Annotated in this window: 8 protein-coding genes; 3 read left to right on the top strand and 5 right to left on the bottom strand. The window is 45.6% G+C overall.

All coding sequences use genetic code 11. The features are described 5' to 3' along the window. Positions 1–275: 275 nt before the first annotated feature. Entirely contained in the window at positions 276–704 is a 429-nt protein-coding gene (locus tag PAEAM_RS19350) for a GNAT family N-acetyltransferase (RefSeq protein ID WP_036607442.1), read from the bottom strand. Between the two features lie 111 nt (positions 705–815). Here PAEAM_RS19350 and PAEAM_RS19345 point away from each other — a divergent pair, with 111 nt between their 5' ends. Next, entirely contained in the window at positions 816–1,703 is an 888-nt protein-coding gene (locus PAEAM_RS19345) for a hypothetical protein (RefSeq protein ID WP_100528627.1), read from the top strand. A 983-nt stretch (positions 1,704–2,686) separates the two neighbouring features. Here PAEAM_RS19345 and PAEAM_RS32540 read toward each other — a convergent pair. Continuing rightward, complete coding sequence (locus PAEAM_RS32540) at positions 2,687–5,398, bottom strand: S-layer homology domain-containing protein (RefSeq protein WP_165789974.1); 2,712 nt, start codon at positions 5,396–5,398, stop codon at positions 2,687–2,689. A gap of 364 nt (positions 5,399–5,762) precedes the next feature. On the opposite strand from PAEAM_RS32540, the gene PAEAM_RS19335 reads away from it, so the two are divergent. Then, on the top strand, positions 5,763–8,084 hold the full coding sequence (locus PAEAM_RS19335; protein WP_100528625.1) for a helix-turn-helix domain-containing protein: 2,322 nt from the start codon (positions 5,763–5,765) through the stop codon (positions 8,082–8,084). 344 nt (positions 8,085–8,428) lie between these two features. Next, positions 8,429–9,967, top strand: a complete 1,539-nt coding sequence (locus PAEAM_RS19330) for an extracellular solute-binding protein (RefSeq protein WP_100528624.1) — start codon at positions 8,429–8,431, stop codon at positions 9,965–9,967. A gap of 98 nt (positions 9,968–10,065) precedes the next feature. On the opposite strand, the gene PAEAM_RS19325 is transcribed toward PAEAM_RS19330, so the two are convergent. The 3 genes from PAEAM_RS19325 to cysT form a co-directional block, all read right to left on the bottom strand. After that, positions 10,066–10,305, bottom strand: a complete 240-nt coding sequence (locus PAEAM_RS19325) for a YezD family protein (protein WP_036607453.1) — start codon at positions 10,303–10,305, stop codon at positions 10,066–10,068. A 156-nt stretch (positions 10,306–10,461) separates the two neighbouring features. Beyond that, positions 10,462–11,337, bottom strand: a complete 876-nt coding sequence (cysW, locus tag PAEAM_RS19320; RefSeq protein ID WP_100528623.1) for a sulfate ABC transporter permease subunit CysW — start codon at positions 11,335–11,337, stop codon at positions 10,462–10,464. 67 nt (positions 11,338–11,404) lie between these two features. Further along, complete coding sequence (gene cysT, locus PAEAM_RS19315; RefSeq protein WP_100528622.1) at positions 11,405–12,241, bottom strand: sulfate ABC transporter permease subunit CysT; 837 nt, start codon at positions 12,239–12,241, stop codon at positions 11,405–11,407. Between the last annotated feature and the right edge of the window lie 52 nt (positions 12,242–12,293).

Here is a 12,293-nt window from a genome sequence, read left to right as displayed (position 1 = left end):
TTTTCATAAGTATTACGTCATCCGTACTCATGTTGCAGCTTTCATGAAACGGGTCAATCAGAGTCCTTTTGAATTAATTGATCGGCTACTGGTTCGGGCGTAAAGATTTTCAGTTCAATCTATATAGCGGAAGAAGCACCGACACTCTTAAGTATCCCCTCTCTCCGCTAGCACTCAACACGAATCATGCAAAAAAGCCGCTAAATGCGGCTATACTAAGATAGTTTCATACGACATAAGTCTATTCTTATCTCAAAATTTCAGTTTCCGTTCCGCTAGGTAGTCGGTCCTTCTTCTCCCTGCCTCCACCACATGCCCTCCGATTTTGGGCTGGTGTATTCAAATCCAAATTGAGCATAAAGTTGATCAGCCGGAACATCCGCCAGCAGACTGACCAAACCACGGGCAGGTACTGCTTCACGCAGATAATTCATAATCTCGCTCATGATCAGTTTTCCATACCCCATTCCCTGAACATCCGGGTGTACAGCAATATCGACGACCTGAAAGAAACAACCTCCATCTCCAATCACTCGCCCCATGCCTATCAGCATATCCTCTTCACGCAGACATACGGCAAACAGGCTATTCGGTAATCCAATCTCCGCCCCTTCCCTGCTCATCGGGCTAAGACCCGAAACCTGCCGTAAGGCAAGATACTCCACCGCTGCGGGTGGTGTGTGTTCAATACTCACATGATCCATGAATTGTGCCCCTTTCTGCTTGAATTCATCTACTTCCTGTGTAATAGTGAGAGAAAGCTTACGTGAAGCGTGTTTCTTGATACGTGAAGTTGGTGCAAAGGAGGAACAAGTGTGTTTCAACGTTGGATTGAAGATCTTACATCGCGCCCAGGCGCTGTGGCTGTGCTGTTTGGAGTCATGGCTTTGCTTCTGGGGATATACATATGGTCTGCCACTGAAGTTCGCCGCAGCCACGAAAGGCGAATGAGAAGGATACGAGATACATTATACATAAGTACAGCCCTCTTGGGACAACTTACCATCCAGGAAAATCGGAATTATGAACGATCGGAACACGAACATGACGATCTGATAACAGCAATGTTAGCCTGCAAAGCTGCATCTTACCTATCCCCTCAGCTACAGGACCAGATCCGTGACTGTATTAAGGATCATGATCCTGCCAGAATCGGACTGATGCACAGAGCATTGGAACGGGAATGCACCGTATTATCGGATGAACTCAGCCGGGAGACTCATGCAGATCATTGGGGCACAGCGGTCTGGACCATCCTTCGGCCCGTAGCCGAACCAGCCGCACTGGCGGCTACAGGTTTTCTGGTTTCAGATCTGGTATTTCGTCAGCGGATGTTGGACGTCCATGTAGACTCATGGGACAGCATCTTGCCATGGATTCGCGCAATTTCCCTGATGATCACCATAATATATGGTTACCTGCTCTGGGCCAGCCCACGACGGGATAGGTCAAGTACAGTAACCAAAATGCTCTCCTTGCTGATCGCGCTATGCTCCTTGCTCCATCTGATTGGACCTGTTGCTGCACCCTATGCCCTTGGGCTACAGCTGATTATATTTACTTCGGGTTTCGGGTTGACTGGAACACGCTCTCGAAGTGATCGTCCCTACGCAGGACATACGGATCTGGAACCAACGAAGCAAGTCTCTACGGAACTGGAAGGAAATACACGTCGTACATCTGGTACCAGCACTGACGAATAACCTACGCATCCAGCCGCTTCCATATGATTAAACTTAGATACCCACCTCGATGATACGAGACTCGGCCCTCCCTCGGCTGGATTTTCACCGATCAGGTCGTTTCTCCTTACTCGGCATTATACGATGATGGATGTCAGTGTCCCAAAATTATCGAGCGCCCGTCTGGCTGATCCTATTGAGTAGCCTATCGATTTTATAAGGAACACAGGACGTCTTATTTGGCCTCTACGTCCTCTTTCAAAATTGTAAAAAACCTCAGACACGTTATTTCCCAAAATCGCTCGATAAAAACGCTCTAAAACGCCGTACATTTTGATATAACGTGTCTCAGATTCCTTAGATTTCTGCGGCTGCTTCAAATCCTTAAATAAGATGCCTCAGATTCGTTAGCGCTCACCCCCTGCTCATGCTCTGTTCCAAACGCGACTGAGAGGAAACCTCGTGTCCCTCCCGTACGAAGCGAAAATTTTCATTGGTAGAGGAAAATAGGAAATCGTCTTTGCGACGTCCTGATCGCTAGCTCGTACATTCAGTATTTAGCGCTTGCCTACTCCGGACACGTTCAGAATACACTTCGGCTTTCAGCACGTGTTGAAAACATCCCCTATATCCAACGTATCTGTACGCGAAAAGGGCTTAAACTACATTGTAGTTTAAGCCCTTTTCTATAATCTTTTCTTGCGAAGAATTGAACGATATAAAAAGAACTTTAATAATTACACAAAAACGGAGAGGACAGAAATAACGTGAAGAAGCGAAGCTACAAGTTTTCTGTAAGAATACTACTTCGAAAGCATTCGCTACGCCTAAAGGCTTTCTGAAAGAAAGCTCCATCGAAAGCATATGCTTATCCCCGGATTTTTCCCTTTGAAGAAGGAAATCAAAAGAATCTGGGGATAAGAATGATCGGAAGGTTATTCTGTCATCGAAGTCGCATGTGTAACATTCTTTAGTTCACTTTATATCATGGATAATTACTTCACTTATTTGGCTACAACATGTGCAATGACGCGGCCCTTTTCGTACGTGACAGTCACGTCATAACCTTCGGCAGTTACACTGTCGAATTCACCTGTAATTCCATTAGCGGTGATTAACGTAATATCTTTGGAACCTTCGATCTTATAGTTGGACAAGTCGAGTTTGAGACTTCCTCCATCAATATAGAGCTTTCTGCCGACATTCAGCTGACTGTTGTTGTCAGTCACTACCAATTCCAACGTACCGTTATCCATGGTAAAGTTTCTATCTAAGTTGAGTGCTCCGTCGACATCAACGACAACTGTTCCATTTTCTACATACAGATCACCTGTACCAAAAGCAGTTGCAGATTCAGCTACCAGCGTTCCTGCTTGCAGCAATGTTCCGCCAGTGTAGCTATTTTCCCCTGTCAATGTAAGGGTTCCTGTTCCCTTTTTCGTGAGCATTCCACTACCGGTGATATCATTTCTCCACCAATCTTCTGCATTGAAGCGCCCTTTGGAAGCGTCCATATCCACAGTTACATTGTTCAAGAATGCGCCGTAGCCATCCGCAGCCGTGACCAGATCAATTCTACCCCAGCCCTTGGATTCATCCAGTACAGGATATCCAGAGTCAATGGATGTTGTATACAATACTTGTCTGCGTTGCTCATCTGTTAAATACGGTTGACGTGTTTCTAACAGGGCTTCTGCTCCTTGCGGTACAACTGGAGCCAAACCTTTGGTTCCGGTTTGTGGTAGACCGTAAGTCATCTTTTCTCTATAGAAGGCTTTATTGGCATCATGATCTTCCCATTTGTGTTCATCGTAAGCACTCTTGAACGTGTAATCCTCTGTTACGGTATGTGCATACTCATACAGACTCATATTTTTTTCCTTGGCTGCAGCTCCAAATACTTCTCCTGCATTCTCATAACCTTTCTCTAACACATCTTTGTTCTCAGCCTGATTAAGTGCATAGGCAGCCATGGCCGTCGACTGTATTCTTCCTCCTATAATATCAAGCGGTGAGTGCATCCCTGTAACGACTCGATTCTCGCCCAACTGAGCTGCTCTCGTTAACAATTCAGAGAATCGTTCTGGCGTAGCGTATGCCAAAGGGAATACGGATAAGTAAGCTGCACTGGTATGTCCGCTCGGAAATGCGCCATCTTTTCCTCTTCCATCCTCAGCGATTCGTTTGACATAAGTTAACGCAGGAATAAGCTTAACGTTGGTTTCGTATTGCTGGTAATGTTTTTCTCCTGTTGATTTGGTTCCGCCTGAAGCCAGAGGTACTTCTTTTTTCTCACCTTCACCTAAGGTTTCCCATACAGGCAGTCCTTTGCTGTCAACAACTTCTTTCACTTCTCCATTGGAATTCATTCTCCATGGTCTAGGGGAAGAGTAGAAATATTTAGAAGGATTAGATGAGGCAGGAATTTTGAATCGAACCAGATCAACTAAATGGACCAAGTCTGAAAGTTCCGTCTTTGCTTCCCAATCTCCAATGCCTTGGCTTTCATCTTCCACTGTTTCTTCGGTCAATACCACATTCATTTCGTCCACCGTTCGTTCAACGTTTGTCTTTGGCTTGATGATATCTACATACGTGTTAGCCAACGGACCAAAGCCCTCCATCACGCTATAGATCTTATCTCTTTGGTCATCATAGTAGGCTGCCAATGTCTCTTCACCTGTGCGATTTTGCGTGACCTTTTCTACATATTTGATATTGGCTTCCCAAGTCGCTTTGTTTCGGATCTCTTCATTTGCATATGTTTTCTGATCAGCAACAGCTACGGTTGGATCATTCTTAAAGCCGTCATAATATGGAGTCGGTCCATCTCCATACTTTGCATTTTTTCCGTCAGCTCCAATTTTAGTTGCCGCTGTTCCATCTCGCCAATCCGCTAGGTTCATGGACCATACTTGATCAAAACCGTCCAAAATATCAATAAACGGATTGGTTTCCGCAATATTTTTTAAGGTGTCGTCTCCGGCATTGGCTCCGTGCTTCACGGCGGACAACCGAGCTTCATCCGCCGGGGGATTAACATTCAGTGCGGTTGCCGTTCCTTTTGGCTTAGCTGGTTTGGCAGCTGTAGTAGCATCTGTTTCCACAGCTTTAACGAGCGCAGACACCGCTTCGGCACGAGTAATGGAATTAAGCGGTTTGAAGGTTCCATCTGCATATCCGGAGATAATTTTCGCTGCTGCCGCTCCACCTACAGCTCCCTTGCTCCACGCCGCTATAGACGATGAATCGCTAAATACATTCGCTGCTGTTTCATTTAACTCCAAATTCAAAATGCCAGCGATCACTTTAGCTGCTTCTTGACGGGTGATCGGATCTTGCGGCTTCATTGTGCCATCGGTGTATCCATCTATATATCCATTCGCATTTGCAATAGAAATTGCTTCGTAATACCATGCACTCTCAGACACATCATTAAAGGTAATTTTAGCTTGTCCGGAATATCCAAAGGCACCGTTTACCAAATTCATAAATTCTGCTCTTGTAATATACGTATTCGGTTTAAATGAATGATCCAGGTAACCTCGAATTAATCCTTCATCACCCCATGCTTGAATATTCGCTTCTGCCCAGTGTCCCTTAATATCAGAGAACTGAATCTTCTGATCGGCTGCAAAACTTTTCTCTGCAAATGTCGGACCTACCATAGACAACATTAGAAGTAATGCCAGTGACTTTTTAAGTGGTTTTCTCATGGCTTGCAAATACACGCTCCCGTTATGGTAAATTATTTTTTTGCTTCTGCATCTGCAAATGAGTAAGAAAGACTCTATACAGATGTCTGATCTGCCGTTACTGTAGCATTAGGGAGCGTTTCGCATCTATAGAACAAATTCCGTTTTATATCAAAATCGTACGTTCCGGAGCTTATATGCCAAGAAAAATGGAGTTAGATACTACATTTATCAATTAAAATACCTACTTTTGTAAACGCTTTATTAACTGAAAGTAAATTATGGAGTGGGAGTTTGTTAAATTTCGATCAACATGATTTCTAGTCCTCGGCCTGCTATATAATGATGAAGTTGTTTAGAAAAGAGACATGAAGGGGGAAAAAGAATGCATAAGCCATTTCAATCTGTAAGATCCAAGATGGTTCTTTCCTACCTTGCTGTCGTTCTTGTCATTGCGCTTCTTTTCGGCTCCATTCTATACCTCTTCTTCTCCCATCAATACAGCAAAGAGATTCGAATCAATAATCAGCTGTCGCTGAAAAGCACTGTCAATACTATTGAGAGCTCCGTTATCCAGAAGGTGAATCAGATCTATCTGTCCCTGGCACTCGGTAACGCCGCTAGTATCGATTTAGATAGCTTAAAAGGAAACCATAGCAAAATCCTGGACATCGAACAGTCCCTCAAAAATATGGTGCAAAATTACTCCGATCTCATTGAAGCTATTCATGTGTACGATACGAAGAACCACTTCATCGTCTCATCTGTATATGGGCTATTGCTCTATGAGGACACGCCTTCGAGTGTGGATCATACGACGGATTGGATTGCTGCAATGAAAGAGACTCCAGAAAGCTCCTTATGGATGAAGACTCGCATGGTGCCTCAGGATGTTTATATCGAATCACGGGAACAAAGCAAGATGAGTCCTCTAATTTCCTATGTCCATAGTTACCCGTTTCAATCGTCTGGACAAGACAGTAAGGCCATGATTGCGATTGATATCAAAGAATCAGCAATCAGTCAGATCATTAAAAATATGCTCCCTGCTGACTATGCAAATACATTAATCATCGATCAGGACGGAACCGTCATATCTGCCGCGGACAAAACGTTGATAGGCAGCTCCACGGAGGAGAATCTGACGCAGTCGCTGCTCACCTTTCATTCTTCAGATGAGAGCTTCACACCTGTATTTAACTATGACTCTCATGTCGTTACCCAAGATCAATTTAAAGGAAATGCATGGAGAATCTACACAACCACACCTAATGAAAGCTTCTATTATAAATTGGATAGCTTGAAGGAGATTTCGGTTCTTCTCGGTTTATTGGCTGTTGCGGTTGGAATAGCGATGTCGTCCATCTTTACCAGGGCCAACTATAGTCCTCTTAAACGAATCATGAATAACATCAAGAGCCGGATGGATAGCCCAACCAGCTTAAAGCAGGACGAATATCGGTTCATCGATACAACGTTTAACAGTCTGTCCAATAAAGTTGATAGTCTTGAAGAAACTTTACAGGCCAATCACAGAATGATTAAGCATAGTATCATGCTCAATATGTTAAATAACCGATTTACACCCGAGGAACTTACGGAACAGCTCCAGTCTATTCACATTTCAATGGCCTACTCTCGCTTCCGTTGCATCGTCATTGACCCTGTTAATGAGAAGTGGAAGGATCTGCAGCCACGACAGTTGCAGCATACGTTGTATACGATGATCCAGCAACTGGAGATCGCAGAAATGGATGGAACTCAACTGCTGGCAGAGGAATTGCAGGATCACAAAATAGCCGTAATCATCTGTACCAACCAACCCGAAGAACCGCTCTCTGATCACATTGTAGACTTTATTCACGCTGAGGCGAGCAGCAGATTTGGTCTGGAATTTGTACTATCGTTAGGCGGATGGGTAGAGCACTTCACGAAGATTCACACAAGCTATCATCAGGCGAATACCCTGATTCGATACAGCTACTTCTTCCCCGAGCAGTCTGCCATTCAGGATCTTGATCTTCTGAACAGGGAAGCCAGCGGTCTGGAGATTCCGGAGTCATACCTCGTAAACTTTGAAAAGAAATTGCAGACTCGGGATGTGCAAGGTACGGTTCAGGCCATTCAGGAATTGGTCGCGACAATAAAAGAAGGCCCCTATTCAGCCGAATACAGTCGGATCATCTTATTAAAAACGGTATCTATTTACGCTGAGTGTATTAATCAGATGCGCCTGCAACCCACCGAGGCGAGTTCATTGAATATGTACAAGCAATTTTCATTGTTCTACAATATCAACCGCTATTCAGAATGGATGATTCATCTTGTGACCGAATTTGTGATGCAGATGGAGAAGCGAAGTGAGGTACGAAGTGTGGATACCATCTCGGCTGTCAAAGCCTATATTCACGAGCACTTATCAGGCGATCTCACGCTGGATCATGTCTCAGAGCGAGTATTCATCAGCCCTAAATATCTCAGTAAACTTTTCAAGGAAGAAACCGGGATTGTTTATTCCGAATATGTTACGAATCAGAGAATGGAACGCGCACGGGAACTCATGACACAGCGTGAAATCACAGTTGAGCAGGTCGCAAGTACGGTTGGTTACCGAACCCCTGCTTATTTCATTAAGAAGTTCAAAGAAATCCACGGCTGTACGCCAAAAAACTTCATGCGCAATCTAATGGAACAGGGATCTATATAGGATCAATTAGGAATATTTACACGGACACTCCGATGACAGAACAACCTTCCGATCGCTGTTATTCCCAGATTTCTTCGATCCCTTTTCTAAAAGGGGAAATCCGGGAATAGCGTATGCTTTCGAAGTAGTTTTCTTACAGAAAACTTGTAGCTTCGCTTCTTCAGGTTCTCTCTGTCCTCTCCGTTTTTGTGTAAATGTTAAATTGAAGCTATATAGAATTTAAAATTAGTAAAGGAGCTGCTATGAACATCAACCATTTAAGAACGCTATGTTTATATTCCGCAATGCTCCTCCTTCTCGTATTTACAAGTGGGTGTACCTTTTTAGGAAGAGAAACAGCACAAGTGCAACAGCAAGACCATCTAGCAAGCGCTGAGAAGGATACAGCACCGCAGTATACGATATCCTGGACCATGCATCAAAATATCCCTGTTCCTGAAGACGCGGAGATGATTGCATATATTGAGGATAGGTTTGATGTCGATCTGAAGGTGTGGAATCTTGAGAACAAGCGGTACGAGGAACTGCTGGACCTGGAGCTTGCTCAAGGGAAAATACCCGATCTGTTCCGGATCAGACAACCGCATGATCTACTTAAGTATCAAATGCAAGGGGTCTTAGCGGAAATTCCCCCGGAAGTTCTTGAACAATATGCGCCAAATATCGTACAGCGAATTCGCGATTATGATTCACGTTACCTAGAGTATGGAAAAATAAACGGCTCCTTATATGGAATTCCGGCTATTAATCAGACCAACATCTATCGAACACCTGTTGTATACCGAGAGGACTGGCTTAAGCAGCTTGGTCTGGAGGTGCCAAAGACATTAGATGAATTTGAAACGGTTATGTATGCTTTTGCCAAAGATGATCCGGACGGAAATGGTAAACAGGATACGTATGGCCTATCCAGAGAGGGCTTAAATGTCGTGTTTGGTGCCTTTGGACAGGCTGTTTTCACCGAGCAACTGTATTTTAATGAAAAAAACAACCAACTCGTGATCGGTGCTTTGGAGCCTGAGATGAAAAAAGCATTGGCTTATATGCAAAAGTGGTATCGGGACGGAATTATCGACCCTGAGTTCATAACCGGTGAAAATAAAGGCGGCTATAAACATCTATCCCATGCTTTTATTAATGGAAAAATTGGGATGACCTCGATGGGCAACTATTATCATTGGAATCAAGAGGGAGACTACAGTATCCTTAATGAAAATGGCCAAGAAACTCCAGTGGGGGCCTCGTTTAATGTTAAGGAACTGCTACAGAAGAACGCAACTGCAGAGGTTGTATTTGGTTCTCCTGTTATTGGTCCTGATGGACATAGCGGTTCAAAAGGGAACAATCTACTGATGAATTTTATTGCTATAGGAGCTGAGGCTGCGAAGGAGCCGGGAAAACTGGAGAAAATTTTGGAGATACTCGATTATGTAAGTGCCAACCCCGATCCGGAGGAGCAGATCAAAATGGAGTATGGCCTTCCAGGAAAACACTGGAATTGGAGCGCTGAAGATTCAAACTCGTTCCATTTACTTTACCCATACAACAGAATGGAGAATTATATTAATATGATCGGCTCAAGTATCGGCATGACGGTTCCAGGTACACCCTCGGATAAACGTGAACAGTGGGCTGCATCTGCAGGGTTGACGGAGAATGGTATCTATAATCGCCTGGAGGTTGCAACCCCTGCCCTGATTCAATATTCATCTGAATTGATTCGCATGAGAGACAGAGCGTACATCTCCATCATCACTGGCGATCAGCCTGTGGGGTATTTTGATACCTTTGTGGAAGAATTCATGGATGCAGGTGGGCAACAGGTGCTGCTTGAAGCGAATCATTGGTATACGGAGCATATGGAGACAAGTCGTGCACAATAGGTAGGAAGATCTGGAACATGCATTTCCCATGAGTTTCTGGAAAGTATACATTTGTGTTCCTATGCACCAATCCTAGATTCCTGACGCCACGTCACTCTCTATCCCTTCGCACTCGCATTTGATCCGCGCAGTGAACGGGCTGAACTGCTTCGTGCCGTGCTTCCGGATTTGGAGGCGCTGCCTGAGGGCGTGTTTTCAAAACGCTTGCGTTCGGTCCGCTCCATCTGCACAATCTGACCTTCGTGCACCACGATATGCAATGAACCAAACTCCATGTCATTCAGCTGTCCGGCAATTCGGTCCAACCATACCTCATCCACTTTTAACGGCTTAGCCATAGAGCCGCCTCCTCTTCTCGGGCTATTGCCCGCCATATTCCTAAGTACGCTGTCATCCAACGGATTTATAAATCATTCTTATCCAACCTATATACTTGGTTTATACATTAGCAGGGCTTCCAGTAGCTGTCAATCTGTATTTTCTTCTTCTCATCATCACTTTTCTGAAACGGCTTTGTGTCCAAGCCAGCTCTTGAGTAGCAACGTGGCGAGAGCCAGAATCAGGAGCAGGGAAGCTACGGCAAACGAAGCCGAAAATTGATATTCGTTATACAAAATCTCGACATGAAGTGGTAACGTATTGGTCTCCCCGCGGATATGCCCGGACACCACAGATACGGCTCCGAACTCGCCCATAGCGCGGGCATTACACAGAATAATACCGTACAGCAGTCCCCATTTGATGTTGGGCAAGGTTACATTCCAGAAGATTCGCCACCCGGAAGCACCTAGCGTAACCGCCGCTTCCTCTTCCCGGGTTCCCTGGTCCTCCATCAGTGGAATCAACTCCCTCGCTACGAACGGGAAGGTAATAAACAACGTTGCAATGACAATGCCTGGCAACGCAAAAATGATTTTGATATCATGTTCGGACAGCCACGGCCCTAACCACCCATTCGAACCAAAGACCAATACAAAGATCAACCCGCCCACCACAGGCGATATTGAAAAAGGAAGATCAATCAGGGTGATCATGAGTCCCTTGCCCTTGAACTGGAATTTGGTAATGACCCATGCAGCAGCCACACCAAATATCGTATTCAGCGGTACGGTAATCGCGGCAACCAATAACGTGAGTTTCAGTGCAGACATGGCATCCGGCTCGATAAGAGCCGCGATGTATACACCCCAACCCTGCTTCAACGCCTCCATGAGCACAATGGCCAGTGGCAAAATAAGCAGCCATATGAGTACCAGGCTTGCCAGTCCGATTAACAACCATTTGACCCATGGAGCCTCCGTTGTTGCACGGTTAGTTCCACGCCCGGTCTTTACGGGTGGAACAGGGCTCAGTGGAACGGACCCCGCCATATGCTGCACCTCCTTTGGTTTGGGTGAGTGACGTCTTTTAATATCCTTATTCCACCATGCTTCATTGTCATGCTCTGCCCGCCTTTCGGCTCCAACGTTGCAAGGAATTAATGATCAGTAGCAGAATGAAAGAAACCAGAAGTAGCAGCAAAGCTACAGCTGTAGCACCTGCATAATCGAACTGCTCCAGCTTGGCCATGATCAGCAAGGGAGCAATCTCCGTTTTCATCGGCATATTACCTGAGATAAATACAACCGAGCCATATTCACCAATCCCCCGGGCAAAAGCCAGAGCAAAACCCGTCAGCAGCGGTGGAATCAGATCCGGCAGCAGAATCGTGCGGAATATCCGCCATCTTCCTGCCCCCAGTGTGGCAGCCGCCTCTTCCACCTCAGCCTCCAGCTCCTCCAACACCGGTTGCACCGTGCGAACTACAAACGGAATTCCGATAAACATCAGCGCCAACGTAATCCCGGCCTGTGAATAGGCGAGCTTGATGCCCAAAGGCTCTACAAACTGCCCAATCCAGCCATTGCCGGCATAGATCGCCGTAAGAGCAACCCCTGCTACCGCTGTCGGCAAGGCAAAAGGCAGATCAATGACCGCATCAAACAACCTTTTGCCCGGAAATTCATACCGAACAAGCACCCATGCCAGGAGTAACCCCAGCACGAGATCAATCAGCGCCGCTGCACCTGCGGTCAGGAAGCTGACCTTGAATGAAGCCAGCACCCTGGGATTGGTCGCAACCTCAATCATGGTTGCCCACGTCAGCCCTGTTGAGTTAAATAACAGCGCAGCCAGTGGAATAAGTACAACCAGGCTCAGGTAGAACACACTGTAACCCATCGTTAATCCAAATCCCGGCAATGTGCGTCTCCGCGCCACCATCACCTTGCTCATGCACGTTCATCCTCTCTGCCTTCAGCCGGTAAGGCTGGTTGGCCGCTCACAG

It is taken from the genome of Paenibacillus sp. GM1FR, assembly GCF_002803315.1.
GTDB lineage: Bacteria > Bacillota > Bacilli > Paenibacillales > Paenibacillaceae > Paenibacillus > Paenibacillus amylolyticus.
The sequence above is the reverse complement of the archived record's forward strand: the minus strand, read 5'-3'. Positions and strand labels throughout refer to the sequence as shown.

Bases quoted from the DNA above. Each gene is read 5' to 3' on its own strand.
- PAEAM_RS32540 (WP_165789974.1), bottom strand. From the start codon at position 5,398: ATGAGAAAACCACTTAAAAAGTCACTGGCATTACTTCTAATGTTGTCT.
- cysW (WP_100528623.1), bottom strand. From the start codon at position 11,337: ATGGCGGGGTCCGTTCCACTGAGCCCTGTTCCACCCGTAAAGACCGGG.
- PAEAM_RS19350 (WP_036607442.1), bottom strand. From the start codon at position 704: ATGGATCATGTGAGTATTGAACACACACCACCCGCAGCGGTGGAGTAT.
- PAEAM_RS19335 (WP_100528625.1), top strand. From the start codon at position 5,763: ATGCATAAGCCATTTCAATCTGTAAGATCCAAGATGGTTCTTTCCTAC.
- PAEAM_RS19325 (WP_036607453.1), bottom strand. From the start codon at position 10,305: ATGGCTAAGCCGTTAAAAGTGGATGAGGTATGGTTGGACCGAATTGCC.
- cysT (WP_100528622.1), bottom strand. From the start codon at position 12,241: ATGAGCAAGGTGATGGTGGCGCGGAGACGCACATTGCCGGGATTTGGA.